The 25,249-nt window shown below is 73.0% G+C and carries 24 protein-coding genes; 9 read left to right on the top strand and 15 right to left on the bottom strand.

Features of this window, described 5'->3' with window-relative positions; all coding sequences use genetic code 11:
- Nucleotides 1–21: 21 nt before the first annotated feature.
- On the bottom strand, nucleotides 22–1,377 hold the full coding sequence (locus AB0J46_RS02890; protein ID WP_358282938.1) for a dipeptidase: 1,356 nt from the start codon (nucleotides 1,375–1,377) through the stop codon (nucleotides 22–24).
- A gap of 231 nt (nucleotides 1,378–1,608) precedes the next feature.
- On the opposite strand from AB0J46_RS02890, the gene AB0J46_RS02885 reads away from it, so the two are divergent.
- Nucleotides 1,609–2,991: an aspartate aminotransferase family protein gene (locus AB0J46_RS02885; protein ID WP_364325551.1), complete on the top strand. Its 1,383-nt coding sequence runs from the start codon at nucleotides 1,609–1,611 to the stop codon at nucleotides 2,989–2,991.
- A gap of 52 nt (nucleotides 2,992–3,043) precedes the next feature.
- Nucleotides 3,044–4,153: an alanine dehydrogenase gene (gene ald, locus AB0J46_RS02880; protein ID WP_364325548.1), complete on the top strand. Its 1,110-nt coding sequence runs from the start codon at nucleotides 3,044–3,046 to the stop codon at nucleotides 4,151–4,153.
- Between the two features lie 34 nt (nucleotides 4,154–4,187).
- On the opposite strand, the gene AB0J46_RS02875 is transcribed toward ald, so the two are convergent.
- The 6 genes from AB0J46_RS02875 to AB0J46_RS02850 all read right to left on the bottom strand — a co-directional run bounded on the left by AB0J46_RS02875 (nucleotide 4,188) and on the right by AB0J46_RS02850 (nucleotide 8,482).
- On the bottom strand, nucleotides 4,188–5,576 hold the full coding sequence (locus AB0J46_RS02875; protein WP_364325545.1) for a tetratricopeptide repeat protein: 1,389 nt from the start codon (nucleotides 5,574–5,576) through the stop codon (nucleotides 4,188–4,190).
- A 56-nt stretch (nucleotides 5,577–5,632) separates the two neighbouring features.
- Nucleotides 5,633–6,535: a sulfite exporter TauE/SafE family protein gene (locus AB0J46_RS02870; protein WP_364325542.1), complete on the bottom strand. Its 903-nt coding sequence runs from the start codon at nucleotides 6,533–6,535 to the stop codon at nucleotides 5,633–5,635.
- 69 nt (nucleotides 6,536–6,604) lie between these two features.
- The gene (locus tag AB0J46_RS02865) at nucleotides 6,605–6,841 is read right to left on the bottom strand and encodes an SHOCT domain-containing protein (protein ID WP_364325539.1); all 237 of its coding nucleotides are present in this window, start codon (nucleotides 6,839–6,841) and stop codon (nucleotides 6,605–6,607) included.
- Between the two features lie 140 nt (nucleotides 6,842–6,981).
- Nucleotides 6,982–7,755: a class I SAM-dependent methyltransferase gene (locus AB0J46_RS02860; RefSeq protein WP_364325536.1), complete on the bottom strand. Its 774-nt coding sequence runs from the start codon at nucleotides 7,753–7,755 to the stop codon at nucleotides 6,982–6,984.
- 59 nt (nucleotides 7,756–7,814) lie between these two features.
- Nucleotides 7,815–8,288: a Clp protease N-terminal domain-containing protein gene (locus AB0J46_RS02855; RefSeq protein ID WP_364325533.1), complete on the bottom strand. Its 474-nt coding sequence runs from the start codon at nucleotides 8,286–8,288 to the stop codon at nucleotides 7,815–7,817.
- Nucleotides 8,285–8,482 (bottom strand): helix-turn-helix domain-containing protein, encoded by a 198-nt coding sequence (locus AB0J46_RS02850; RefSeq protein WP_352326953.1) that lies wholly within the window; start codon nucleotides 8,480–8,482, stop codon nucleotides 8,285–8,287. The genes AB0J46_RS02855 and AB0J46_RS02850 overlap by 4 nt, the downstream gene beginning before the upstream one ends.
- A gap of 57 nt (nucleotides 8,483–8,539) precedes the next feature.
- On the opposite strand from AB0J46_RS02850, the gene AB0J46_RS02845 reads away from it, so the two are divergent.
- Nucleotides 8,540–9,748: an FAD-dependent monooxygenase gene (locus tag AB0J46_RS02845; RefSeq protein WP_364325530.1), complete on the top strand. Its 1,209-nt coding sequence runs from the start codon at nucleotides 8,540–8,542 to the stop codon at nucleotides 9,746–9,748.
- On the opposite strand, the gene AB0J46_RS02840 is transcribed toward AB0J46_RS02845, so the two are convergent.
- Together AB0J46_RS02840 and AB0J46_RS02835 are read right to left on the bottom strand one after the other, a co-directional pair.
- Nucleotides 9,729–10,376: a response regulator transcription factor gene (locus AB0J46_RS02840; protein WP_352349443.1), complete on the bottom strand. Its 648-nt coding sequence runs from the start codon at nucleotides 10,374–10,376 to the stop codon at nucleotides 9,729–9,731. The genes AB0J46_RS02845 and AB0J46_RS02840 overlap by 20 nt on opposite strands.
- Nucleotides 10,373–11,482, bottom strand: a complete 1,110-nt coding sequence (locus tag AB0J46_RS02835) for a sensor histidine kinase (protein WP_364325527.1) — start codon at nucleotides 11,480–11,482, stop codon at nucleotides 10,373–10,375. The genes AB0J46_RS02840 and AB0J46_RS02835 overlap by 4 nt, the downstream gene beginning before the upstream one ends.
- Nucleotides 11,483–11,577: 95 nt before the next feature.
- Here AB0J46_RS02835 and AB0J46_RS02830 point away from each other — a divergent pair, with 95 nt between their 5' ends.
- A complete protein-coding gene (locus tag AB0J46_RS02830) occupies nucleotides 11,578–13,302 on the top strand; it encodes a gamma-glutamyltransferase family protein (RefSeq protein WP_364325524.1) in 1,725 nt (574 codons plus the stop codon).
- A gap of 211 nt (nucleotides 13,303–13,513) precedes the next feature.
- On the top strand, nucleotides 13,514–14,191 hold the full coding sequence (locus tag AB0J46_RS02825; RefSeq protein ID WP_364325521.1) for a GH25 family lysozyme: 678 nt from the start codon (nucleotides 13,514–13,516) through the stop codon (nucleotides 14,189–14,191).
- Between the two features lie 10 nt (nucleotides 14,192–14,201).
- Here AB0J46_RS02825 and AB0J46_RS02820 read toward each other — a convergent pair whose 3' ends face one another.
- Both AB0J46_RS02820 and AB0J46_RS02815 read right to left on the bottom strand, forming a co-directional pair.
- Complete coding sequence (locus tag AB0J46_RS02820; protein ID WP_364325518.1) at nucleotides 14,202–15,656, bottom strand: NAD(P)/FAD-dependent oxidoreductase; 1,455 nt, start codon at nucleotides 15,654–15,656, stop codon at nucleotides 14,202–14,204.
- Between the two features lie 226 nt (nucleotides 15,657–15,882).
- Nucleotides 15,883–16,056, bottom strand: a complete 174-nt coding sequence (locus AB0J46_RS02815) for a hypothetical protein (RefSeq protein WP_357990759.1) — start codon at nucleotides 16,054–16,056, stop codon at nucleotides 15,883–15,885.
- A gap of 106 nt (nucleotides 16,057–16,162) precedes the next feature.
- Here AB0J46_RS02815 and AB0J46_RS02810 point away from each other — a divergent pair, with 106 nt between their 5' ends.
- The gene (locus AB0J46_RS02810) at nucleotides 16,163–16,945 is read left to right on the top strand and encodes an SURF1 family protein (RefSeq protein ID WP_364325515.1); all 783 of its coding nucleotides are present in this window, start codon (nucleotides 16,163–16,165) and stop codon (nucleotides 16,943–16,945) included.
- Between the two features lie 2 nt (nucleotides 16,946–16,947).
- Nucleotides 16,948–17,259 (top strand): DUF3817 domain-containing protein, encoded by a 312-nt coding sequence (locus tag AB0J46_RS02805; protein WP_364325512.1) that lies wholly within the window; start codon nucleotides 16,948–16,950, stop codon nucleotides 17,257–17,259.
- A 25-nt stretch (nucleotides 17,260–17,284) separates the two neighbouring features.
- Here the strand turns inward: AB0J46_RS02805 and AB0J46_RS02800 are convergent, their stop codons facing one another.
- From AB0J46_RS02800 to AB0J46_RS02785, 4 genes are all read right to left on the bottom strand, one after another.
- Entirely contained in the window at nucleotides 17,285–17,476 is a 192-nt protein-coding gene (locus AB0J46_RS02800; protein ID WP_352322643.1) for a hypothetical protein, read from the bottom strand.
- Between the two features lie 105 nt (nucleotides 17,477–17,581).
- The gene (locus AB0J46_RS02795) at nucleotides 17,582–19,000 is read right to left on the bottom strand and encodes a glycosyltransferase family 39 protein (RefSeq protein WP_364325508.1); all 1,419 of its coding nucleotides are present in this window, start codon (nucleotides 18,998–19,000) and stop codon (nucleotides 17,582–17,584) included.
- Nucleotides 18,997–20,064, bottom strand: coding sequence for a protein kinase (locus AB0J46_RS02790; protein ID WP_364325505.1), 1,068 nt, complete (start codon nucleotides 20,062–20,064; stop codon nucleotides 18,997–18,999). Before AB0J46_RS02790 ends, AB0J46_RS02795 begins: the two co-directional genes overlap by 4 nt.
- A gap of 39 nt (nucleotides 20,065–20,103) precedes the next feature.
- Entirely contained in the window at nucleotides 20,104–20,958 is an 855-nt protein-coding gene (locus AB0J46_RS02785; RefSeq protein WP_364325502.1) for an arylamine N-acetyltransferase, read from the bottom strand.
- A 96-nt stretch (nucleotides 20,959–21,054) separates the two neighbouring features.
- On the opposite strand from AB0J46_RS02785, the gene AB0J46_RS02780 reads away from it, so the two are divergent.
- Together AB0J46_RS02780 and AB0J46_RS02775 are read left to right on the top strand one after the other, a co-directional pair.
- On the top strand, nucleotides 21,055–21,714 hold the full coding sequence (locus AB0J46_RS02780) for a response regulator transcription factor (RefSeq protein ID WP_352350467.1): 660 nt from the start codon (nucleotides 21,055–21,057) through the stop codon (nucleotides 21,712–21,714).
- Nucleotides 21,711–25,244: a DUF4153 domain-containing protein gene (locus AB0J46_RS02775; RefSeq protein ID WP_364325499.1), complete on the top strand. Its 3,534-nt coding sequence runs from the start codon at nucleotides 21,711–21,713 to the stop codon at nucleotides 25,242–25,244. Before AB0J46_RS02780 ends, AB0J46_RS02775 begins: the two co-directional genes overlap by 4 nt.
- Nucleotides 25,245–25,249 lie beyond the last annotated feature (5 nt).

Raw genomic sequence — 25,249 nt, 5'->3', positions numbered from 1 at the left:
GAGCGGGCGGGGGAACGATGTTCAGACGCCGAGCGCCGACGGCAGGCTCAGCTCCTGCAGGAACAGCGCCTCGGCGGTGGCCACCCGGCGCAGCTCCTCAAGGTCGACCCGCTCGTTGGGGGCGTGGATGGCGGCGTCCTCGTCCTCGGCGCCGAACAGCAGGATCTCGGCCGCCGGGTACTGCTTGAGCAGCGTGTTCACCAGCGGGATCGACCCGCCCGCGCCCACGTCGCGCGGCGGGCGGCCGAACGCGCGCTCCATCGCCCGGTTGAGCGCCGCCCGCGCCTTGCCGCCGGAGTCGGCCTGGAAGCCGGACCCGACGGTGAAGTCGTCGAACGACACCTGCACGCCCCACGGCGCCACCTGGCGCAGGAACTCCACCACGGCGTTGACCGTGGTCTTCGGGTCGCCGGACGGAGGCACCCGGACGGTCACCCGGGCCCGCGCCGCCGGCTGGACCGCGTTCACGGCGCCCGACACGGTCGGCACGTCGAGGCCCGTGACCGTGATGGCGTACGAGGCCCACAGCCGGTCGGCCAGCGAGCCGGAGCCGACCAGCGAGACGCCGTCCGCCACGCCGGCGGTCTTCCTGAACTCCTCCTCCGAGGGCCCCTGGCCGAGGAAGCTGCCGCGCGGCAGGCCGGGCACCCGGATGTCGCCGTTCTCGTCGTGCAGCGCGGTCAGCATGCGCATCAGGGCGGCCAGCGCGTCGGGGGCGGCGCCGCCGAACGAGCCGCTGTGCACGGCCTCGCGCAGCGTGCGCACCTCGATGGTGAAGGCCGCCATGCCGCGCAGCGACGTCGTGACCGCCGGGTCGCCGACGCGCGGGTTGCCGGTGTCGGCGACCACGATGGCGTCGGCCCGCAGCAGCTCGGGGTTGCGCTCGACGAAGGCCTCCAGGCGCTCGCCCGCGTACTCCTCCTGGCCCTCGATGATGACCTTGATGCCCACCGGGAACCGGCCCTGGAAGGCGCGCAGCGCGGCGATGTGGGAGATGATGCCCGACTTGTCGTCGGCGCAGCCGCGGCCGTACAGCTTGCCGTCGATCAGGGTGGGCTCGAACGGCGGCGTGCGCCAGGCGGCCAGGTCGCCGGCGGGCTGCACGTCATAGTGCGCGTACAGCAGGACGGTGGGCGCGCCGGGAGGGGCCGGGGCCTCGCCGTAGATCGCGGGGAAGCTGCCTTCGACGGCGACCTGCTGGACGTGCGGCAGGCCCGCCGAGCGCACGAGCTCCTCCGTCGCCGCCGCGGCGGCGTAGACCGGCTCCTCCGGGTGCCCGGGGAAGGCCACGGAGGGAATGGCGGCGAGCCGCTTGAGCTCCTCGATGGCTCGGGGCATCGCGGCGGCGACGGCGCTCTCGATCTGGTCAGGAGTCACGGGACGGTCCCCCGGGGGTCGTTCTCGGCAGTTTGGTCTCATTGGATCACAGAAGGTTCCACAGTATGGAAACGGGCATGACCCGCGCGTTAATCTACCTGCGGATTTCGTTGCTGTTACACAACGGTTCTGCGGATCTCGATTTTCTTGCATAGTGCTGCGACCGATTCGCTTGGCAAACCGCAGGTGAAGATGCACACTGTGGGGAGTTCAACACGAGGGAAGATAACCATGACGCAGCCGGAAAACGACGTCCTGAAGGCCGCGCAGGACAACCTGTGGTTGCACTTCACGAGGCACAGCGCCTACCAGGAGAACGAGATCCCGACCATCGTGCGCGGTGAGGGGTCCTATATCTACGACATCCACGGCAAGCGTTACCTCGACGGCCTGGCCGGGCTGTTCGTCGTCCAGGTCGGGCACGGGCGTGGCGAGCTGGCCGAGGCCGCCGCCAAGCAGGCCCAGGAGCTGGCCTTCTTCCCCTTGTGGTCCTACTCGCACCCCAAGGCGGCCGAGCTGGCCGCCCGTCTGGCCGAGCAGGCGCCGGGCGAGCTGAACCGGGTCTTCTTCACCACCGGCGGCGGCGAGGCCGTCGAGACCGCGTGGAAGCTGGCCAAGCAGTACTACAAGCTCGTCGGCAAGCCGCTCAAGCACAAGGTCATCAGCCGCCAGATCGCCTACCACGGCACCCCGCAGGGCGCCCTGTCGATCACCGGCATCCCGGCGTTCAAGCAGATGTTCGAGCCCCTCGTGCCCGGCTCGGTGCGCGTTCCGAACACGAACCACTACCGCGCCGACGAGATCAGTGGCATCCCCGGCATGTCGCCGGAGGAATACGGCATCTGGGCGGCCGACCGCGTGGCCCGCGCCATCGAGATGGAGGGCCCCGACACGGTGGCCGCCGTCTTCGCCGAGCCCGTCCAGAACGCCGGCGGCTGCTTCCCGCCGCCTCCCGGCTACTTCCAGCGCCTGCGCGAGATCTGCGACGAGTACGACGTGCTGCTCGTCTCCGACGAGGTCATCTGCGCCTTCGGCCGCCTCGGCACCATGTTCGGCGGCCAGAAGTTCGACTACGTGCCCGACATCATCACCTGCGCCAAGGGCCTGACCAGCGGCTACTCGCCCATCGGCGCCATGATCGCGCACGAGCGGCTGTTCGAGCCGTTCAAGCAGGGCGACAACATGTTCGCCCACGGCTACACCTTCGGCGGCCACCCCGTGTCGGCCGCCGTGGCCCTCGCCAACCTCGACATCTTCGAGCGCGAGGACCTGCTCGGCCACGTCACCAAGAACGAGCCCCTCTTCCAGGCCACCCTCGACGACCTGCGCGACCTGCCGATCGTCGGCGACGTGCGGGGCTCGGGCTACTTCTGGGGCATCGAGCTGGTCAAGGACAAGGCCACCAAGGAGACGTTCAACGCCGAGGAGTCCGAGCGGTTGCTGCGCGGATTCCTGTCCAAGGCGCTGTTCGACGCCGGACTCTACTGCCGGGCGGACGACCGCGGCGACCCCGTGATCCAGCTCGCGCCCCCGCTGATCGCGGGGCAGAGGGAGTTCGACGAGATCGGATCCATCCTGCGGGGTGTGCTCTCGGAAGCGTGGGCGCGCCTCTAACACCCTCCCCACCCGGTACGACGAAGTGCCGGTCTCCGAAAGGATCCCTACGATGAAGATCGGCGTCCCTGCCGAGGTCAAGAACCACGAATACCGTGTGGCGGTCACCCCCGCCGGTGTTCACGAGCTGGTGCGGAACGGTCACGACGTCACCGTCCAGCGGGGTGCCGGCCTCGGCTCACACATCACCGACGAGGAGTACCTCGCCGCGGGCGCGAAGATCCTCGACAACGCCGACGCCGTTTGGGCCGGGGCGGACATGGTCCTGAAGGTCAAGGAGCCCATCGCCGAGGAGTACCACCGCCTGCGCGAGGGCCTGGTCCTGTTCACCTACCTGCACCTGGCCGCCTCCCCCCCGTGCACCGACGCCCTGCTCGCCGCCAGGACGACCGGCATCGCGTACGAGACCGTGCAGGTGGGCCACACGCTGCCGCTGCTCGCCCCGATGTCGGAGGTCGCGGGCCGGCTCGCGCCGCAGGTGGGCGCCTACAACCTCATGCGCTTCAACGGCGGCCGGGGCGTGCTGCCCGGCGGGGTGCCCGGCGTGGCCCCGGCCAAGGTCGTCGTCATCGGCGGCGGCGTCTCGGGCCTCAACGCGGCGCAGATCGCCGTCGGCATGGGCGCGGACGTGACCGTGCTCGACACCAACATCGACCGGCTCCGCCAGATCGACGCCATCTACCAGGGCCGGCTCAAGACCCTCGTGTCCACCTCGTACGCGATCGAGCGCGAAGTGCTGCAGGCCGACCTGGTCATCGGCGCGGTGCTGATCCCCGGCGCCAAGGCCCCGACGCTGGTCTCCAACGACCTGGTCGCGCGGATGAAGCCGGGCTCGGTGCTCGTGGACATCGCCATCGACCAGGGCGGCTGCTTCGAGGACTCGCGGCCGACCACGCACGCCGAGCCGACGTACACGGTGCACGGCTCGATCTTCTACTGCGTGGCCAACATGCCCGGCTCGGTGGCCAACACCTCCACCTACGCCCTGACCAACGCGACGCTCCCGTACGCGGTCAAGCTCGCCAACCTGGGCTGGCGCGACGCGCTGAAGGCCGACCAGGGCCTCGCGGGCGGTCTGAACACCCATGACGGCCTGCTCACCAACGAGCCGGTCGCCCAGGCGCTGGGGCTGCCGTACACGCCGGTCGCCGACCTTCTCTGATCCTCTTCCCGGGGCGCGGCCGGCGGTCGCGCCCCTAATGCACTCCCAGGCGGCGCCGCAGGTCGCGGGCGGTGGCGAGGACGTGCTGGATCTCGCCCGTGCCCGGCCACGGCGCGCTGCCGGGGCGCAGCAGCGTGCCGCGCACCGACGCCAGGTGCTCGACCGCGCTGCGGTGCACCCCGCTCCGCTCCACCAGCCAGCCGATCACGTCGGAGTGGTCGTGCAGCGGCCTGGTCACCAGGTCCCAGGTGCCCAGCACCTCCGTCAGGTCGGGCACCGACAGCGGCACGCCGCCCCTGCGCCCGGTGGCCGCCGCCGCCAGCTCCGCGCGGGCGGCCAGCTCGGGCTCGGCGGTGCGCGCCCACGTCTGCGGCGGCGGGTCGGCCAGCCACTCCTCGGCCTCGCCCAGCTCGCCGGCGACCGTCAGCAGCCCGCCCAGCTCGACCGCCGCGCCGTGGTGGCCCGCCCGCGCCGCCTGGCGGAACCAGTGGCGGCCGCCGGCCAGGTCGCCGAACTCGGCGATCAGCAGCAGGCCGTAGTTGAAGGCGGACTCGGCGTCGCCGCCCGCCGCCGCCCTGCCGAACCAGTGGCTGGCCGCCGGGGTGTCGCCGAGCTCCACGCAGACGAACCCGGCCATGCGCTGGTCCTCCAGCCGCCCGGCGGCGGCCGCGCGCTCGTACCAGGCGCGGGCCGTACGCAGGTCGCCGCGGGACAGGGCGATGGCGCCGAGCCGGGAGGCGGCGCCCGGGTGCTCGTTCTTGGCGGCCAGCCGGTAGTAGGCCTCGGCGCCCTCGGGGTCGCGGCTGGCGTGCAGGTAGAGGCCCATGCAGTGGGCGGAGTCGGCGTGGCCGCCCCTGGCGGCGTACTCCCACCAGCGCACGGTCTCCTCGTCCTCGCCGGCGGAGTAGGCCAGGAAGCCGAGGTCGTGGGCCGAGGCCATGTCGCCGTCGTCGGCCGCCCTGCGGTGCCACTCGCGGGCCACGCCGGTCTCGCCGGTGTCCTCGCACAGCAGCGCCAGCCGGCGGGCCGCGGCGCGCGACCCGGCCAGGGCCGAGCGTTCGAACCAGGCCCGCGCGGCGCCGGCGTCGCCGCGCTGTTCGAGCAGGAGCGTGGCCAGGTTGGCGGCGGCCTCCGCGTCGCCGGTGGCCGCGGCGGTCTCGTACCAGATGACCGCCTCCTCCAGGCTGCCGTGCTTCTCGTGCCAGACGCCCAGGTTGTACGCGCTGTCGACGTTGCCGCCCGCGGCCGCCAGCTCCCACCAGAGCCGGGCCGCCGCGCGGTCGCCGCGCTGGGCGTAGAGCTTGCCGAGCCGGTGGGCCGCCTGGGCGTCGCCCTGCTGCGCGGCCACCAGCAACTCCGGCTCGTCACCCACCCGTGGCGCCGGAACGGCCGGCGTCGCCACCTCTCCCTGCCACCAGGCCATGGCGACAGAGTGGCACGTGATCATACGATCGCGAACCGTAATCGCCGACAACGGCCCTAGGAGAACCTGATGAACCCGGAATACATCCCCATCCCGCACACGTAACGCAGCGAGCCGGGGCGGTGCGGCGGCAGCCGTACGGTGGCGGGCAGGACCACGTCGCGCCCGTCGATGGTGACGGTGCCCGTGCAGCCCGGATCGACCAGTTTGAAGATGACCTGGACCGGTACGTTCGCCGGGACGGACACGGCGGCGGGCCGGTAGCCCTCGCGGGTGGCGTAGACCGTGACGGTCCGGGCGGCGGGGCCGGCGGCGGCCGGTGCGGCCTCACCCGTCCAGCCGCCCAGGTTGAGCCCGGCCACGACGGTCCAGAGCCCGGCGGCGACGGCGACGACCCCGGCGAACCTGGCCAGCCGGGTGCGGGAGATTCGCCGCAGCACGTAGCCGAGCAGCGCGAACGCCGGCGCCGTGCCGACCACGAACCCCGCCATGGCCGCCGCGCCCGACAGCGGCGAGCCGCTGGAGACGGCGAGCATCTCCATGCCGATCGTCACCCCGCAGGGCACCAGGACGGTGGCCGCCCCCAGCAGCGGCGCCTTGTACCCGGACGGCCGGACGGGCTCGGCGCACGCGTGCCGCCCGCCGCGCATGAGCCGGATCGCGAACACGATCACGGCGCAGCCGGCCGCGACCAGGAGCACGGCCCGCGCCCGCGGCGGCAGGCCGACCGCCGAGCCGAGCAGCCCGAGCAGCGCCCCCACCAGCGTGTACGCCGCCAGCCGGCCGGCCAGGAACCAGGCCACCAGCGCCGGGTCGCGGCCGGGGCGGTGGCCGACCAGGCCCACGAGCAGCCCGCCCTGGGCGGCCGTGCACGAGGCCGTGCCCGCCACCAGCCCGGCTGCCGCGCCCCCGACGAACAGGGTGACCGCCTCCACGCTCAGCCCTCCCCGCTCGCGCATGCTTTTGGGGGAAACGTAACGCGGCAGGCCGGATGCGGCCAGTGACAGTTCTTGTACCCTTAGTGATGTTTAGGTGGTTGCGCCCTTGAGCACGGACATCTTCTCGAAGAACTCGTCGTCGCCCATCTCGCCGCGGGCGTACCGTTCGGCCAGGATCCGCTCCGCCGACGCGGTGGGCCGGTCGGGGACGGCCGCCGGGCGACGCCCCCGCCAGCCCTTGCGGCGGGCCGTGACGGCGAGCGCGATGAGCGCGACCCAGAACAGGCCCCAGAAGACCGGGAAGACCGGCCAGAGATGCGGATGCATGACTTCCTCCTTCGTCCTGCCTCCAGGGTCCGCCTTCCGGCGGCGCGGCGAATCGCCCGCCGGGAGCCGCCGCCGCTGCGCCCGGGGGAGTGCTCGGACGAGCCCGGCGTACGCCTGAGGAGGTAGCGCGCCGGTGCGCTTCATCGTCCGAAGGACGGGTGCGCGCAGGGCCGCCGGGCCTCGATGAGGAACCTGGACGAATGGGCGATGAACGGGCCCTCGGCCTCGATGAGCTCGTGCAGCTCGCGCAGCCTGTCGCCGTAGCGGGCGACCGAGAAGCCCGGCACGATCCAGATCACCTTGCGCAGGAAGTAGATCACCGCGCCGATGTCGCGGAACTCCATGCGCAGCCGCTCGGCCCGCAGGTCGACCACCTCCAGCCCGGCCGCCTCCGCCTCCGCCACGGCCTGGCGCGGGTCGCGGGCCGAGCCGTCCTGCGGGCCCATGAAGAACTCGGTCAGCTCGAACACGCTGCGCGGGCCGACCTGCTGCGAGAAGTACGCGCCCCCGGGACGCAGCACCCGGGCGATCTCCGCCCACCAGGTAGCCACCGGATGGCGGCTGACCACGAGGTCGAAGACGCCGTCGCGGAACGGCAGGCGCGGCTCGTCGTCGTCGGCCACCACGTACGCGCCGCGCGGGCGCAGCCGGGCGGCGGCCAGCGCCAGGTTGGGCGGCCACGACTCGGTCGCCACCGTCACCTTCGGCAACGTGGGCAGCCCGGCCAGGATCTCGCCGCCGCCGGTCTGGACGTCGAGCGCCGCCCGCGCCCCCGCCATCCGCCCGGCCAGCAGGCGGGAGTAGCCCCACGAGGGCCGCTCCTCGGTGGCCCGGCCCGCCAGCCAGGAGAAGTCCCAGCCGGCCACGGACACCGTGTCGGCCTCCTCGACCAGGTCATCGTATGTACGCCGCATCCTTCGACCATGTCAGCGCCCCGGCCCCGGCTTCAACCGGATTTCTCCCGTGTCGCCGATCAGGCGACCCGGGCCCGGACGGCCGCGCGGTCGATCCCGAGCTGGTCGATCAGCCGGGCCACCGGGTCGTGGCGGTCGCGCTCCAGGAGGGCGAGCAGGAGGTGGCGGGGCACCTGCGGCCTGGTCTTCCGGCTGGTGGCCCCGATGGCGGCGTTGATCACCGCGCGGGCGCTCGACGTGAGCGCGGTGCCGGGGACCGGCGGATGCCGGCGGGGTGTCGCGCGCGGAGCCTGGCCGAGGTCGAGGCCGATCGAGCGCAGCGCCTCGCGGTCGAGCTCGTCGAGCGCGGCGCGTGCCCCGGCCAGGTCGACGCCGAGCGCCCGCGCCGGCTCGGCGGCCGGATCGTGCAGCAGGCCGAGCAGCAGGTGCTCGGTGCCGAGCCGCCGGTCGCCGCGCTGCCTGGCCTCGTCGAGCGCCGCGCTGACGACGGCCGCGAAGGGGCTCTTCTCCTTGCCGAACATGGCGATCCTCACTTTCCGTATCTGGCGTGCACGGACTGCCGCGACATGCCGAGCGCGTCGCCGATCTGTTCCCAGGTCCAGCCCTGCTCCCTGGCCGCCGCCACCGACGCCGCCTCGACCTGCTCGGCCAGCCGGTGCAGCGCGCCCACCGCCCGCAGGCCGAGGGCGGGGTCGTTCGACCTGATGCGTTGAGACAGCTCTTCCATGTCCACGGTGTCAGGCTAGATTGACAGCGACGATTTTGTCAATCTAGCCTGACAGGCATGGACGACGTGATGATCGTGGGAGCGGGCCCGGTCGGGCTCATGCTCGCGGGCGAGCTGGCGCTGGCCGGCTTACGCCCGATCGTGCTGGACAAACGCCCGGAACCGAGCGAGCTGCCCAAGGCCAACGGGCTCGCCGGGCAGATCGTGGAGCTGCTCGGCCACCGCGGCCTGCTCGGCGACCTCGCCGAGGGCAGCGGCTTCGCCGGCCCCGCCCCGGGGTTCCCGTTCGGGCAGGTGCCGCTGCGCTTCGCCGGGCACGACGACATGCCGCTGCGGCTGCTGCTGATCCAGCAGCCCCGGCTGGAACGGCTGCTGACCGAGCGGGCCGCCCGGCTCGGGGCCGAGATCAGGCGCGGCCACGAGGTCCTCGGGCTGGCCCAGGACGAGGAGGGCGTCACGCTGGAGCTGTCCACCGGCCGGGCCCGCGCCCGGTACGTGGTCGGCTGCGACGGCGGGCACAGCACCGTCCGCGCTTTGGCGGGCATCGGCTTCCCGGGCACCACCGACGACGAGGTGCTGCGGCTCGGCCACTTCGCCCGCGACGAGCAGGGCCCGTTCCAGGCGCCGCGCGTCGAGGGCCTGGAACCCGGCTGGAACCGCACCCCGGCCGGCCGGCTGCTGCTCACCTCGCTGCGGCCCGGCGTGCTCATCGCGGGCGTGCGCGAGCGCGGCACGCTGCCCGGCGGCCCGGTGACCCCGGACGACTTCCGCGCGGCCGTACGCCGGGTGATCGGGCGGGACCTGCCGCTGGGCGAGCCGATCTGGCTGTCCGGCACGGTCGCCCAGGCCCGGCTCGCCGAGCGTTACCGGGCCGGGCGGGTGTTCCTGGCCGGGGACGCCGCCCACCTGTTCCCGGCGGGCGGGTCGGCGCTCAACGTGGGCCTGACGGAGGCGGCCAACCTGGCCTGGAAGCTGGCCGCCGTGCTGCTCGGACGGGTGCCCGCCGGGCTGCTCGACACCTACGAGGAGGAGCGCCGTCCGGTGGCCGCGCGGGCGCTCGCCCAGACCCGTGCCCAGGCGGCGCTGGAACGGGCCCCCGGCCAGGACGGCGACGCCCTGCGCGCGCTGCTCGCCGAGCCGCCCGCCGACGTGCTGCTCGTCCGCCCCGACGGGTACGTGGCCTGGGCCGGGACCGGCGGCCTGGCCGAGGCGGCGCGGGCGTGGTTCAGCGCGGGACCGGCCGCCGTCAGAGCCAGCCCGGCTTGACCAGGCCCGACTCGTAGGCGATGACCACGAGCTGGGCGCGGTCGCGGGCGTGCAGCTTCATCATGGCCCGGCTGACGTGCGTCTTGGCCGTGGCCGGCGACATGAACAGCTTGGCGGCGATCTCGTCGTTGGTCATGCCCGTGCCGACCAGGGAGAGCACTTCGCGCTCGCGTTCGGTGAGCTGGTCGAGGCCCTGGGTGGCGACCGGCTCCTTGGCGCGCGAGGCGTACTCGGCGATCAGCCGCCGGGTCACGCTCGGCGACAGCAGCGCCTCGCCCGCCGCCACCACCCGCACGGCCTGGATGAGCTCGGCCGGCTCGGTGTCCTTGACCAGGAAGCCGGACGCGCCGCCGCGCAGCGCCTCGAAGACGTACTCGTCCAGCTCGAAGGTGGTCAGGATGATGATGTGCGGCCCGGGCGGCATCAGGCGGGTGGCGGTCAGGCCGTCGGTGCCGGGCATGCGGATGTCCATCAGCACGACGTCCGGGGCGTGCTCGCCGGCCAGGCGCACCGCCTCCGCGCCGTCGGCGGCCTCGGCCACCACCGTCATGTCGGGCTGGGCGTCCAGCAGGGCCTTGAAGCCCGCCCGGACCAGCGCCTGGTCGTCGGCGAGCAACACCTTGATCACGTTGGGTTCTCCTCGGGTAGGGGCAGACGGGCCTCGACCTGGAAGCCGCCGCCCGACGGGCCGGCGACGAGCGTGCCGCCCAGGGCGGAGGCGCGCTCGCGCATGCCGGGGATGCCGTTGCCGCTGCCGTCCTCCGACAGCACGGCGGGCTTGGTCGCCCCCGTGTCGGCGACCACGATGACCAGCTCCGTGGCGCCGTACTCCAGGCGCACCGACACCCGCGAGCCGGGCGCGTGGCGGGCGGCGTTGGTGAGCGACTCCTGCACGATCCGGTACGCGGCCCGCTCGACCTGCGGCGGCAGCGGCCGTGACCCCACCCGCCTGAGCGAGACCTCCATCCCCGAACGCTGGACGAGGTCGTCGAGGCGGTCGAGCCCGGCCGTCGGGGAGCGCGGTGCGCCCTCGCGCAGCACGTTGAGCACCGAGCGCATCTCGCCCAGCACCTCCTTGGACGCCGTCTTGATCGTGGCCAGGGCCGAGCGGGCCTGCTCGGGGTTGGCGTCGATGAGATGCAGCGCGGTGCTGGCCTGCACGTGGATGAGCGAGATGTTGTGCGCGAGCACGTCGTGCAGCTCCTGGGCCATGGTCAGGCGCTCCTCGCTGGCCTGCCGCCTGGCCTCCTCCTCCGCTACGCGCTCGCGCTCGGCCCGGCGCTCCCTGACGATCCTGACCAGCTCGGCCACGACCATGAACAGCAGGATGAACGCCAGGATCGACACGCTGTGGAACAGGTCCCGGTTGCCCACCCACCAGGCGTAGCTGAGGAGCGAGGTCACCGTCATGGTCGCCATCGTCCAGGCCATCAGCCGTCTGCCCCCGGTGACCAGGAGGAACAGCAGGACGCCCGGGCTGAGGAAGGCGGGGCCGTAGGCGTAGCCGCCGATGAGGAACAGGTCCATCGCGCCGAGCGCGACGGCGACCGTCAGCAGCGGGAACCGCCTGCGGAAGAGGATGGCCAGCGGCCCGACCAGCAGCAACGCGTACGCGTACGGATCGAGCTGCTCCCTGAGGAGACGCTGGCCCCATGTCGCGCCCTGGGCGATCACCAACTGGGCGACCGCCACGATCAGGGCGAGATAAGGGTCGAAACCGGACTTCCTGCGCACGCCTCCACGCTAGGCCACCGGCGGCGCGCGCGACATCATCCCCTTGTCCGAGGGGGCCCTACCACGACGGGCGTAGCTGGGTCATCGTGGACACCATGCGCCGTGTGATCTTCTCCGCAGCAGCAGTCCTCATCTCACTCCTGCCCGCCGCGCCCGCGTCGGCGGGCCCCCAGCAGAAGGCCCCGGTCGCCGAGGGGTACGGAGGCGCCGTCGCCACCGTCGACCTCGACGCCAGCAAGGCCGCGATCTCCGTGCTGAGACGCGGGGGCAACGCCGTCGACGCGGCCGTGGCCGCCGGAGCCGTGCTCGGGGTCACCGAGCCGTACTCGGCCGGCCTGACCGGCGGCGGCTTCATGGTGTTGTACGACGCCAGGCAGCGCAAGGTCGTCACCATCGACGGCCGCGAGACCGCCCCGCGCGCGATGACCGCCACCAGCTTCGAGGGCATCCCGTTCGACGAGGGCGTCACCAGCGGCCTGTCGGCGGGCGTGCCCGGCACGCTGGCGCACTGGGACCTGGCCCTGCGCCGGTTCGGCACCCTCTCGCTCGGCCAGGCGCTCCAGCCCGCCATCGAGGTGGCCTCCCGCGGCTTCGTCGTGGACCAGACGTTCCACGACCAGACCGCCGCGAACGCCGACCGCTTCAAGGACATCACCTCGACGGCCCGGCTCTACCTGCCGAACGGCGCCCCGCCGCCGGTCGGCTCGGTGTTCCGGAACCCGGAGCTGGCGAACACGTACCGGGAACTGGCCCGGCGCGGCCCCGGCTGGCTGTACGGCGGCCGGCTCGGCGCGGAGATCGTCGCCACCGTGAAGAAGCCGCCGGTCACCCCCGGCAGCACCCGCAACGTCAGGCCCGGCCTGATGGAGCTGTCGGACCTGCGGGACTACCGCGCCCTCCTGCGCGAGCCCACCAAGATCTCCTACAACGGCATGGACGTCTACGGCATGGCCCCGCCGTCCTCGGGCGGCTCGACCGTCGGCGAGGCGCTCAACATCCTGGAAGCCCTGCCCAAGGTGGGCCTGCACGAGTACCTGGAGGCGTCCAGGCTGGCCTTCGCCGACCGCAACGCCTACGTCGGCGACATCCCCGGCGTGCCGCTGCGCGAGCTGCTGTCCGACGGGTTCGCCAAGGAGCGGGCCTGCCTGATCGGCGACAGGGCCTTGACCAGCCCGGTCGCCCCCGGCAGCCCCGACGGCACGTACGGCGCCTGCGCCACTCCGACCGGCAGCGCGACCCCGATCGCGGACGAGGGGCCGGAGACCACGCACCTGGTCGTCGCCGACCGCTGGGGCAACGTGGTCGCCTACAACCTCACCATCGAGTCGACCGGCGGAAACGGCATCGTGGTGCCGGGCCGCGGCGTGCTGCTCAACAACGAGCTGACCGACTTCACCTTCGGCCCCGCCCCCGGCGACCCCAACCTGCCCGGCCCCGGCAAGCGGCCGCGCTCGTCGATGGCGCCCACGCTGGTGTTCGACCACGGCAGGCCGGTGCTGGCCGCGGGCTCGCCGGGCGGCTCGACGATCATCACGACCGTGCTGCAGATCCTGGTCAACCGGTACGAATTCGGCATGAGCCTGCCCGACGCCCTCGCCGCGCCGCGGGCCACGCAGCGCAACACCGCCCAGACGCAGGCCGAGCAGGCGTTCCTCGACAAGTACCGGGCCGAGCTGGAGGCCAAGGGGCACGGCTTCGTGCTGAACCCCGAGATCGGCGCGGCCACGGCGCTGGAACTGCGCGGCCACGGCCTGGTCCAGGCCGTCGCCGAGCCCGTACGGCGGGGCGGCGGCAGCGCCCTGGTCGTGAACCCGCGCTGAGCGCGCACGGCGGCGGCCCCCTCGCGGGCCGCCGCCACTCGCCGGCTTGACCCCGGTATGAGGGAATGTTTGCCCAGGTCACGGGGTTGTAACGGGCATCGCGACGCGCCATGCCGCCGGGCGAAACCGCCTGCCGCAGCTCATCAGCCGCCGTCGCGGCATCCCGACAGACACCCGTGGGCGGCTCCGGCCTGCCCTCAGGAGGAACCCCGTGAAGCCGAACGTCAAGAAGCTGTACGCGAGCGCCCTGCTGGCCGCCACCGCCGCCGTGTCGGGCCTCGGCCTGACGTCCGCCCCCGCCCACGCCGACGGCCTCACCTACGGCCAGGACGTCTCCCACTACCAGCCGGACCACGACTGGGCCGCCAGCGGCGCCGCGTTCGGCATCGTCAAGGCCACCGAGGGCGCCACCCGCGTGGACGCCTCCTTCGCCCGCCACTGGGCCGACCTGGGCACGAAGGGCAAGGTGCGGGGCGCCTACCACTACGGGCACCCGTCGAACGACCCGATCGCCGAGGCCGACCACTTCCTGTCCGTGGTCGACCGGCAGCCGGCCGCCAAGGGCGACCTGCTCGCGCTCGACCTGGAGACCACCGACGGCCGGTCCGTGACCGAGGTCAACGCCTGGGCCAAGAAGTGGCTGGCGCACGTCCAGGCCAGGACCGGCGTCACGCCGCTGTTCTACAGCGGCTGGAACTTCGCCGACGAGTATGGCCACGGCCTCCAGCGGTACCCGCTGTGGGTCGCCCGCTACGGCAAGGGCCCCGGCCAGGTGACCGCCCCCGCCGACTGGAAGACCTGGACCATCCACCAGTACGCCGACGCGCCGGTGGACCAGAACGTCTCCGCGCTCACCCCCGTCCAGCTCAAGGCGCTGGGCCGCAGGTGACCCGCCGTCCTCAGTGGATGAGTTCGTACGCCTCCGGCCGCACCTTCCGCGTACGGGCCCAGTACTCGAAGCTGAAGCCCGGCCAGATCGTCCGGTTCACTCCGTGCTCGTCCAGATACCAGGAGCGGCAGCCGCCCGCGTTCCACACGAGCGGGTCCAGGCGCGCGTGCAGCCGGCGGTTGAAGGCGTCCTGGGCGTCCTTCCTGACGTCCAGCGCCCTGGCCTGGGTCCTGGAGAGCAGGCGCAGGCACTCGATGACGTAGCGGACCTGCGACTCGATCATGAAGACGACCGAGTTGTGGCCGAGGCCGGTGTTCGGGCCGAGCAGGAAGAACAGGTTCGGGAAGCCGGCGGTGGTGATGCCGTGGTAGGTCTCGATGCCGTGCTGCCAGGCGTCCTGGATCTTCAGGCCGTTCCGGCCGGTGATGCGCTGCTCCTGGAGGGCCTCCACGACCTTGAATCCGGTGCCGTAGACGATCACGTCGGCCGGGTGCTCCGCGCCGGTCGTGGTGACGATCGAGCGGGGCCGGATCTCGGCGATGCCGTCGGTGACCAGGGTGACGTCCGGCCTGGTCAGGGCCGGGTAGTAGTCGCTGGAGACGAGCACGCGCTTGCAGCCGATCGTGTAGCCGGGCGTCAGCCTGCGGCGCAGGCCGGGATCGGGCACCTGCGCCGCCAGGTGCTTGAGCGCCAGCACCTCCTGCGCCTTCATCAGGCGCGGGTGCACCGCGAAGCCGAGCGCCCGGCTCTCCAGCGCCCAGTAGATGGCTCCGCGCAGGGCCCGCGCCATGCCGGGCAGGGCCAGGACGCGCCGGGCGGCGGGGGAGAAGGCGAAGTCGGGCTTGGGATGGATCCACGGCGGCGTGCGCTGGAAGACGGTCAGCTCGCGCACCCGGGGGGCGAGCTGCGGGACGAACTGGACGGCGGAGGCGCCGGTGCCGACGACGGCGACGCGCTTGCCGGTCAGGTCGACCGAGTGGTCCCATTCGGCGGAGTGGAAGGAGGGGCCGGCGAAGGATTCCCTCCCCCCAATTTCCGGAAATTTCGGGATGTGGAGGGCGCCGATGCCGGAAACGATCGCGTTCGTCCGCATGGTTGCGCCGTCGTCCGTGGTGACCGTCCAGTTCCGGTGGTCGTCGTCGTACTCCAGGGACGTGACGTGCTTGTTGTAGCGGATGTGGGGGATTACTCCGTACTTGTCCGCGCACCTGCGCACGTAGTCACGGATCTCGGCCTGCGGGGCGAACATCCGCGACCAGCCGGGGTTCAGCTCGTACGAGTAGGAGTACATGTGCGACGGCACGTCGCACGCGCACCCGGGGTAGGTGTTGTCCCGCCAGGTGCCACCGAGGTCGGCGGCCTTCTCCAGGATCACGAAGTCGTGGTAGCCCGCCTCCTTGAGCTTGATCGCCATGCCGATCCCGGCGAAGCCGGTGCCGATGATCACCAGTCCTGGCTCAGCCACTGAACCTCCTGACCTGCTCAGCGGCGGGTCTCCCAGGAGAAACGCGCCCGGCGCGGCTTGATGTCCGACGTATTGGACATGTCGTCCAATGTAGTCAGTCGTCAGCCGCCGGTCCAGTCCGAATGAAGCCCGTCACACCGACCGGCCGGTATGTCCAGCATGTGCGGAGACGGCAAAGACCCGCCACGGCGTCGGGGCGGGTGGGGTGTCCGTATGCGGTTGGGTGCTAGCGGAGCAGCAGGAAGGCGGCGACGCCGATGATCACGATCACCACGGCGACCGCGAGGATCGGCAGCAGCGGCGACTTCTTGGGGGCCGCCGCGGCCTCCTGCTCCTGGCGCTGTGCGAAGGCGCGGAACTGCTGGGTGTTGCCCGCGGGATCGATATGCTGGTCAGACATGGCCAGCAGCCTAGCGCGATGGCATGGTCCATTTGCACCCCTTTGCCACTACCTATAGGCATGGGCTGATGAGGGGACCACTCCACCCGGCGGATAGCTTTGAGGCATGCTCCGGACCCTGCTCTCACCCCGCGTCGTGGGGCTGCATCTGCTGACGATCGGGGTCCTCGTCGCGTTCATCATGCTCGGCCGCTGGCAGCTCGGCGTGTTCCAGGACTCCGGCAAGCCGCACGCCGCCGTCGATCCGGCCCCCGTGGGGGTCGCCACGCTGGCCCAGGTGGGCGGGCAGATGGAGGGCGAGGCCGTCGGCCGCAGGGTCGCCGCCGAGGGCACGTACGAGGCCGACCGGCAGCTCCTGGTCGCCGACCGGCGGCCCGACGTCGACGCCCCCGGCGGCAACGTCTCACGCGGCCACGGCTACTGGGTGCTCACCCCGATCAGGCTCGACGACGGCACGCTGATGCCGGTCGTGCGCGGCTGGGCGGCCAAGGCGGACGATCCGGGCGTCGCCGCCGTGCCGCAGGGCCGGGTCACGGTGTACGGGCGGCTGCGGGGCCAGCAGGGCACCGACAGCGTCCAGCGGCGGGCCGAGGGGCTGCCTCCTGGACAGGTGCAGACCGTGTCCACCGGAGAGCTGATCAACCTGTGGACCGGCCAGAAGCTGCGGACCGGTTTCCTGGTGGCGCAGCCGCCGTCCGGCTCGCTCACGCAGGTGAAGATCCGGCCGCCGGAGGTCGGTGGCACGCTGACCTGGCGTAACCTGGCTTATGCCGCAAACTGGTGGATCTTCGCTGGATTCGCCGTCTTCATGTGGTTCCACTTCGTACGCGACGCCGTACGGGCGGATCGGGACCGCGACAAGTCCCCCGAGATGGTTCTGGAAGGTTAACGGTGGAATCGGCTCTCAAGCCCTTCCGGGTGCTCGCCTACGTGGTCGGCGTCATGCTGCTCGTCCTGTGCGTCGCGATGGTGCTGCGCTACGGCTTCGGCGCCGCCGAGCTGTCGAAGATCGTCGCGCCCATCCACGGCGGCCTGTACATGATCTACCTCATCACCGTCATGAACCTGGGCATGAAGGCGCGCTGGAGCTGGCCGTACATGCTCGGGGTCATGCTCGGCGGCACGGTCCCGTTCCTGTCGTTCTACGTGGAGCGCAGGGTGCACGGCCGGGTGCGGTCGGAGCTGAGCGCGGCGAGGGCCTGACGACCCCCGCCGCGGCCCGCGGGCCTCAGCCGCCGATCCCGCGCCTGCGGGCCCGCTTGAGCCGCTCGCGCTGCGACGGGTCGAGCATGAGGTAGCCGACCACCGGCGCCGCGACCGCGCCGAGCACCACCAGCAGGGTGATCCAGCCCGGCAAGAAGATCAGCGAGAGCAGAACCGCGGCGCCTGCGCCGATGACGTACTTCTGAACTGGCGACATCCCTGGCTTCCTCCGAACGCGGAGCCCGTGCCCCGCCTCTCCCACATTCTGCGTCGCCCGTCCAACGAGTGGACCCGTGCCTGAGGTTCCATGACGCGATGTATCTCAATTGTTGCGGGACCAGAGGGTGAGGTGGATCGAGCCGTATGTGCGGGTCTGTCCTGGGACGAGCGTTCTTTTGAGGGTGCGGTAGCGCTCGTCGTCGGCGTACTTCGTCCCGATCCTGGGGGAGATGAGCCAGACCCGGTCCACGCCCTTCAGGGCCGCGTCCAGTTCGGCGGCCGTGCGCGGGCCGGGCGCGCCGGGCGCGCGGGTGAGGTCCGTCAGGCGGTCGTACGGGGCGCCGTACACGGCCACGAACAGCCGGAAGCGCTGCGGCACGAACAGCACCCGGTCGCCCGGACGTTCCTCCGCGGCCAGCGTGGCGGCCAGCGTGCGCAGGTCGTCGGGACGGGCGGCGGGCTGCCTCATCGCCGCCTGCGCGGGGAACACGAGCACGGCGAACAGCACCAGGACGGCGACCGGCACGGCCCGCCACCGCACCCCGGCCAGGCCGATCCCGGCGAGCACCGCGAGCAGCGGGACCGCGAAGAGCACGTAACGCGGATGGTAGACGGGCTGGACCTGGGAGATCGCGAACGACAACGCCACCGGCAGCACCGCCCACACCGCCACGGCCGGGGCGCGTGCGGCTCCCCACAGCGCGGCGGCGAACAGCACGACCGCGCCCGCCCCCGCGACCTCGCCGGGGAAAGCGGCCAGCTCGGCCCAGCCGGGGGCCCTGAGCCAGAACACCTGGGCGTCCCGCTGACCGGCGGCCAGGACGAGCAGCGGCACGAGGGCCGCCCCCGCCGCGCCGACCGCCACCGACGACCGCACGACGGCGGGCGCCGGGTTCGCGGTGAGCCGGCGGCGGAGGGCGGGCAGCCAGGCGGTGAGCAGGTGGGCGGGGACGAGCAGCAGGGCGTACAGGTGCAGCCAGCCGAGCAGCGCCACGCTCGCGCCGTAGGCCGCGCAGACCCCCGCGCCGGGACGGTCGAGCAGCTTGACCAGGAGCCACGTGGCCAGCACGGCGACCGCGCTCACCAGGGCGTACGAGCGGGCCTCCTGGGCGTACCGGGCGGCGATGGGGGTGAGGGCGTACAGCAGACCGGCGTACAGGCCGGCGGGGGTGCCGTCCAGGCGGCGGCCCAGGGCCGCGACGCCGAGCGCCGCGGCCGTGAAGGCGAGCACCGAGGGCAGCCGGACGGCGATCTCCGGCGGCCAGGGAAGCGCGGCGAAGGGCCGCAGGAGCAGGTAGTAGAGGGCGTGGACGGCGTCGAGGTCGGCGAGGAAGCGGCGCAGCTCGCCGAACGACATGCGCGCGACCAGCGCGCTGACCGACTCGTCCCGCCACAACGACGGTCCCGAGAGCCCCCAGAACCCGGCCGCCGCGGCGACGGCGGCGGGCACGACCGGCCACCACCGGCCGGCGTCCCGCGTGGCGGCGCCCGCGGGACGCGGCAGGACGGGCACGCGGGTCATCGGCGCGGGCCCATGACCGCCCGCAGCTCGTGCCGGAGAACGTCGGGGGCTGGACGGTCGGCCGGATTGCCGGACAGCAGGCGCACCAGGACGGGGGCCAGCGCCCCGGCCCGCGCCAGCGACGCCCCCGGCGCGGGCGGCACCCCCTCCACGGCCATGAACAGGGTGGCCCCCAGGGACCACAGGTCGGCGGCCGGGCTCGCCACCCCCTCCGGAGCCGTGTACGCCGGGACGGTGCCCGACCGCAGCGGCGCGACCAGCGTGGCCCGCCCCTGGTCGGAGATGAGCACGCCGCTCGGCTGCACCGCCCCGTGCCGCCCGCCCATGGCCTGGAGCTGGTCGAGCAGGGCGAGCCCGATCTCGGCCACCTCGGCGGGCGGGAGCGGTCCAAGGGCGCGGACGACCTGGTCGAGCGGCTGGTCGAGAGCCAGCCTCTCCAGCGTCGCGCGGACCACCTCCACCGGCGGCGACCCGGCGGGATGCAGCATGGCGCGGATCAGCGACCGCAGCGGGTCGGCGCCCTCGGCGGGCACCTGGCCAGGCGGGCGGCCCTCGACGGCGAAGTGCAGCGTGGCCGCCAGCGACCACAGGTCGGCCGAGGGCCGCATGCTGAGGCTCGGCACCCCGAACCCGGTGAGCACCGCCCTCCCGGTGCCGGTCAGCAGCACGTTCCCGGGGCTGACCTGCCCATGGACGATCCCGGCCGCGTGCGCCACGGACAGCGCCGACAACACGCAGACGCCCATCCTGGCCACCTGGACGACCGGCAGCGGCTGCCGCGCGCGTACCGCCTGCTCCAGCGACACCCCCGAGACGAACTCCATGACCAGCCAGGGCACCCGGTCCTCGACCAGCACGCCGAGCACCCGGGCGATCGAGGCGTGCCGCAGCCCCGCGGCCCTGCGCGCCTCGTGCAGCGCGGACTCGCGCAGCTCGGGCGGGATGCGCAGCTCCCTGACCGCGACGTCGCGGTGTTCCGTCTCGTCGAAGGCCAGCCGTACGGACCCCGCGCCCAGGGGGTTGAGCAGCCGGTAGCGCCCGGCCAGCTTCCTGGTCTCAGCCATGTCGAGTGCACGATAGCGCTCGCCCGGCCCGCCCGGCCATCACGCGGTCCGGCCGGTCAGCCACGCCTCGTGGGCGTCGTGCAGCCTGCTCCAGAGCCGCTCCTCGTCCTGGTCGGTCAGGTCGTCGAAGGTCAGCGAGAACACGTCGGCCAGCGCCGCGAAGTAGTCGCGCGCCGTGTCCAGGGTGATCGAGTGGCTGCCGGCGCCGACGCGGGTCAGGACGAGCCCGCGCAGCGTGTCCACGCCCGAGGCGTCGCGCCTCTGCACGACGGCGGTGCGCACGAACCCCGAGGACGGTGACGTCGACAAATGGTTGTGCATATCAGCGAAAGCGGACATCTCTGTCGGGGCCCGCTCGAAATCCATCCCTACGAACGAACCGCTCGGGTCATGGTCGAACCGCCACCCGCCGGGCGCGACCTGCGACGGCCGCAGGACGTACGTGAACGGCCCCTGCCGGTACGCGCCCGCGACCAGCGGCAGCGGCTCGTGCACGCCGTCCCCGAGGCCGAGGTCGGCCAGCCACTCGCCGCCCGGGTTGTCCTGGCTCGGCAGGCCGCGCACGGTCAGCACGAGGTGGTTGCCGGTGACGCCGGGCTCGCTGCCGGGGTTCTGCACGCCGCCGACGTGCCTGGTGACGTCGTAGCCGAGGGTCCTGATCAGCTCGGAGAAGGCGCCGTTCAGGTGGTAGCAGTAGCCGCCGCGGCCTCTGATGATGCGCTCGGCGGACTCGACGGGATCGAGGGAGGTGGGGCGGCCGAGCCAGATCTCCAGCGCTTCGTAGGCGACCTTCTCGACGTGCGCGACGTGGAGCGCGCGCAGGCCCTCGGCGCTCGCGGGGGCGTCTATCAGGTGGGACAGGCCTAGACGGCTGAGGTAGCCAGCGGTGTTCACGCGGCAAGTCTGCACCAGATGTGCACAAATTATGGAGTGTCGTCTGCACAGCGCACTTCTAGGCTTTCGTACGTGGCAGAGCAGCGGCGTGTCCTCGTGGTCGAGGACGATGTGACGATCGCCCTGGCCGTGCGGAACAGGCTGGCCGCCGAGGGTTTCGACGTCCGGGTGGCGGGCGACGGGCAGGACGCCCTCGTCCAGTACGGGAAGGCGGAGCCCGACCTGGTGATCCTCGACCGCCTGTTGCCCGGTCTGGACGGGCTGGAGGTGTGCCGCAGGATGCAGGCGGCGCGCCCGGTGCCCGTCCTCATGCTGACCGCGCTCGGCGAGGAGACCGACGTGCTGGTCGGGCTGGGGGTGGGGGCCGACGACTACCTGGCCAAGCCGTTCAGCATGCGCGAGCTCGTGGCCAGGATCCACGCGCTGCTGCGCCGGGTCGAGCGGGCCGCCCAGCTCGCCGTCGAGGACACGGTGATCAGGGTGGGCGAGGTGGAGATCGACACGGCCGCGCGCCGGGTGTTCGTGGGCGGGATCGAGGCCCAGCTCACCAGGACCGAGTTCGACCTGCTGCGGCGGCTGGCCGAGCGCCCTGGCCAGGTCTTCGAGCGCGACCGGCTGCTGTCGGACGTGTGGGGCTTCTCCGAGGCCGCCGCGACCAGGACCGTGGACAGCCACGTCCGCGCGCTGCGCCGCAAGCTCGGCTCCGACGTGGTGCGCACCGTCCACGGCGTGGGCTACGCCCTGGTCCGGCAATGAGACCGCTCGACTTCCTCGGCCGCATCAAGGTCAAGCTGGGCATCGTCATCGTGCTGGCGGTGGGCACCGCGTTCGTGGTGAACGAGGTCGGGCTGAACGCCGGGTTCACCCGGGACGTCCGGATCGTGGTCGCGGTCATCCTCGCTCTGATCATGGTCCAGGTGCTGGCCATGGGCATGACCAAGCCGCTGCGCCAGATGGCCAGGGCCGCCCAGACGATCGCCAAGGGCAGCTACGGCCTGCGGGTCAGCGCCACCTCGCGGGACGAGGTGGGCGAGCTGGCCAGGGCGTTCAACGCGATGGCCGCCGACCTCGGCGAGGTGGACCGGCAGCGGCGCGAGCTCGTCGCGAACGTCAGCCACGAGCTGCGCACCCCCATCACCGGCCTGCGCGCGGTGCTGGAGAACGTCGTGGACGGCGTCTCCGCGCCCGACCCGGTCACCATGAGGACCGCGCTCGCCCAGACCGAACGGCTCGGCCGCCTGGTCGCCCAGCTCCTCGACCTGTCCAGGCTGGACTCCGGCGTCCGGCTGATCGAGCCCGAGGCCGTCGCGCTGGCGCCGCTGGTCGAGCAGGCCGTGCGGGAGGCGTCGCTGGCCCGTGAGGACGTCACGATCGAGGCGTCGGTGCCCGGCGGGCTGGGGGTGCGGGCCGATCCCGACCTGCTGGCGCAGGTGCTGGCGAACCTGCTGGACAACGCCGTACGGCACAGCCCGCCCGGGGGCGTGGTGACGGTGGCGTGCGGCGCGGAGCGGGACGGGGCTCGGCTGGTGGTGGCCGACCAGGGGCCGGGCATCCCGGCGGCGGCACGGGGGCGGGTGTTCGAACGGTTCTCCCGGCTGGACGCGGGGCGCGCGGCCGACTCCGGAGGCGCGGGGCTGGGGCTGGCGATCGTCAAGGAGGTCGTGGAGCTGCACGGGGGGTCGATCCGCATCGACGACTGCGCGGGGTGCCGCATGGTCGTCGATCTACCAGGAAGGACGACGATGACGGACACACCGTTCGACACGGGGGCGAACCGGAGCCACGACGACCGCCTGAGAGACCCGCTCCCCCCAGCCGCCGCCCCCCACGCCCGCGGCGCCGTCCCCACCCCGGCTGCCGGCACCCTGGCGCCCCAGGGCACGACGGCAGGCCAGGCCATGACGACGGGCCCGGACCTGACGCTGGGTCACGGCATCACTGCGGCCCCTGGGACGACGGTGGGCCAAGGCATCCCGGCGGTTCCAGGAGCGACGGTGGGTCAGGGCACCCCGGCCGGCCAGGACGCGATGGCGGCTCAAGGCCCGACCGCGGCTCAGGGGGCGATGGGCGCTCAGGGCGCGATGGGCGCTCAGGTCGCGACGGCAGGGGAGGGCGCGGCGGCCTCGGGAACGCCGGTCCGGCCGGCCACGGCCGAGGACGCGCCGCCGCCCGCTCCTGCAACGACGGACCCCAGCCCGCTCGCCGCGTCCGGCCACCCCAGAGGGGTCGACGTACCCGCGGAGTCCGGCGCCCCCAGAGGGGTCGACGTACCCGCGGAGTCCGGCGCCCCCAGAGGGTCTGAGGTCTCCACAGGAGCTGGGGCGCCCATAGAGGGCGGCATCCCCACAGCGGGGGCCGGGGTGCCGGTGGGAGGCGGGGCCTATGGGGCGGTCGGTCCGGCGCAGCCCGCGCCGGTGGGGGTGGCTCCGGGGGCGGTTGGGAGCGGGGGGCTGGCCAGGATGGTCGGTGGCGGGGTTCTCGGGGTGATCGTCGGGTTCCTGGGCGGTCTGTTCGCGGCCGTGCTGGTTTCGATGACCGTCGGCGACGGCCTCGCGCTCGTCACCCTCGTGATGGTGACCGCCCTGGGCGGCGCGCTCGGCATGGCGCTGGGCGCGGGCTCAGCGCGCAGAACGGCGGCCTACCAGGCCGCCTACCAGGGCGCCGCGCACCAGGGCGCCGCCTATCAGGGCGCCGCGCACCAGGGCGCCGCCTATCAGGGCGCCGCGCACCAGGGCGCCGCCTATCAGGGCGCCGCGCACCAGGAGGTCGCCTACCAGGGGGCGGGCCGGGCAGGGGGCGGGGGTGGGCAGGTGTATGTGCCGCCGCCGCTGTTCCCCAGGCCCGAGCTGCCCGCCCCGCCGCGCTGGCTGCTGCCGGCCGCCACGGGCGCGGGCGTGTTCGCCGCCGTGGCGCTGCCCGACGCGCAGGTCGGCCTGGGGATCGTGCTCGTCGCCATGGTGCTCGGCGCGGCGGCGCTGCCGGCCGTGCTGCGCAGGATGACCCCGTGGACGCTGGCGTTCGGGATGACGGCGTACTGGCTGATCTCCATGACGGCCGTGCGCGACGCGGACTGGTTGGTCGCGATCCTGCTCATGGCGGGGGCCGGGCTGGGCGCGCTGGCGGTGTCCGGGGCGGGGGCGGGATGGCTGGGCGTGATCAGGGGCGGCATGTCCGTGGTGCTCGCGCTCGGCCCGGTGCCGTGGTTCCTCGCCGGGCCGTTGCGGAAGCTGACCGCCAGGCGGCGGATCCTGCCGGTGCTCGCGGGGCTCGGCATCACGGTCGTGCTGGTGCTGGTGTTCGGGCTGCTGTTCGCCTCGGCCGACGCGGTGTTCGCCGCGTACGTCGAGCGCCTGACCAGCACCCCGGCCTGGGCCGACTCGGTGCCTTCACGGATCTTCGTCTTCGGGTTCGTCGCCGTGCTGCTGGCCGCCACGGTGCTGGTCGCGCTGCGGCCGGTGATCGACCCGGTCGGTCCTGAGCACAAGTTCGGCGTGAGCAGGAGCGTGTGGCTGGTGCCGCTGGTCGCGGTGAACCTGCTGTTCACGGCGTTCGTGGCGGTCCAGATCAGGGTGCTGTTCGGCGGCGACGGCTGGGTGCTGCGGACGGCGGGCCTGACCTATGCCGAGTACGCCAGGCAGGGGTTCTTCCAGCTCGTGGTGGTCAGCGTGTTCGTGCTGGGCATCGTCGCGGTGGCCGGGGGGCTGCTGCGGACCGAGCGCGGCGAGCGCTGGCTGCTGGCCGTCATGCTCGGCGTGTTGTGCGGGCTCACCATGGTGGTGCTGGTCTCGGCCCTGCACCGGATGAGCCTCTACACCGACGCCTACGGCCTGTCGCGGCTGCGGATCTCGGTGCAGGCGACGGTGTGGTGGCTGGGCGCGCTGTTCGCGCTGGTGCTGCTGGCCGGGGCGGTACGCCTGGCGGGCCGCGGCTCCGGCTGGCTGCCGCGCACGATCGTCCTGGTCACCGGGCTCGGCCTGGGGGCGTTCGCGATGGTGAACCCCGATCTGCAGGTCGCGCAGACCCAGGTCGAGGTGCGCGGCGTGACGAACATGGACTCCGACTACCTGGGCGACCTCGGCGCGGAGGCCGTGCCCGCGCTCGACCGGCTGCCCGAGCCGCAGCGCAGCTGCGTGCTGGCCGACGTGGTCCGCGCCAACGGGCTCGACCGCCCCGACCCGTGGAACGGCTGGAACCTCGCCCGCGCGCGGGCCAGGGACCTGCTGGCCGAGCGGCCCGTCGTCCGCTCGATCACGTGCCCATCGGCGTCCTCGCGGGGCTCTGATTGAATCTT

Source organism: Nonomuraea sp. NPDC049758, from assembly GCF_040674635.1.
In the GTDB taxonomy this organism is placed as follows: domain Bacteria; phylum Actinomycetota; class Actinomycetes; order Streptosporangiales; family Streptosporangiaceae; genus Nonomuraea.
This window is presented reverse-complemented; position numbering and strand designations above follow the sequence as displayed.

Bases quoted from the DNA above. Each gene is read 5' to 3' on its own strand.
- AB0J46_RS02800 (WP_352322643.1), bottom strand. From the start codon at position 17,476: ATGTCGCCAGTTCAGAAGTACGTCATCGGCGCAGGCGCCGCGGTTCTG.
- AB0J46_RS02830 (WP_364325524.1), top strand. From the start codon at position 11,578: ATGCGCCGTGTGATCTTCTCCGCAGCAGCAGTCCTCATCTCACTCCTG.
- AB0J46_RS02795 (WP_364325508.1), bottom strand. From the start codon at position 19,000: ATGACCCGCGTGCCCGTCCTGCCGCGTCCCGCGGGCGCCGCCACGCGG.
- AB0J46_RS02815 (WP_357990759.1), bottom strand. From the start codon at position 16,056: ATGTCTGACCAGCATATCGATCCCGCGGGCAACACCCAGCAGTTCCGC.
- AB0J46_RS02860 (WP_364325536.1), bottom strand. From the start codon at position 7,755: ATGCGGCGTACATACGATGACCTGGTCGAGGAGGCCGACACGGTGTCC.
- AB0J46_RS02775 (WP_364325499.1), top strand. From the start codon at position 21,711: ATGAGACCGCTCGACTTCCTCGGCCGCATCAAGGTCAAGCTGGGCATC.
- AB0J46_RS02790 (WP_364325505.1), bottom strand. From the start codon at position 20,064: ATGGCTGAGACCAGGAAGCTGGCCGGGCGCTACCGGCTGCTCAACCCC.
- AB0J46_RS02850 (WP_352326953.1), bottom strand. From the start codon at position 8,482: ATGGAAGAGCTGTCTCAACGCATCAGGTCGAACGACCCCGCCCTCGGC.
- AB0J46_RS02845 (WP_364325530.1), top strand. From the start codon at position 8,540: ATGGACGACGTGATGATCGTGGGAGCGGGCCCGGTCGGGCTCATGCTC.
- AB0J46_RS02885 (WP_364325551.1), top strand. From the start codon at position 1,609: ATGACGCAGCCGGAAAACGACGTCCTGAAGGCCGCGCAGGACAACCTG.
- AB0J46_RS02810 (WP_364325515.1), top strand. From the start codon at position 16,163: ATGCTCCGGACCCTGCTCTCACCCCGCGTCGTGGGGCTGCATCTGCTG.
- AB0J46_RS02865 (WP_364325539.1), bottom strand. From the start codon at position 6,841: ATGCATCCGCATCTCTGGCCGGTCTTCCCGGTCTTCTGGGGCCTGTTC.
- AB0J46_RS02875 (WP_364325545.1), bottom strand. From the start codon at position 5,576: ATGGCCTGGTGGCAGGGAGAGGTGGCGACGCCGGCCGTTCCGGCGCCA.
- ald (WP_364325548.1), top strand. From the start codon at position 3,044: ATGAAGATCGGCGTCCCTGCCGAGGTCAAGAACCACGAATACCGTGTG.
- AB0J46_RS02870 (WP_364325542.1), bottom strand. From the start codon at position 6,535: ATGCGCGAGCGGGGAGGGCTGAGCGTGGAGGCGGTCACCCTGTTCGTC.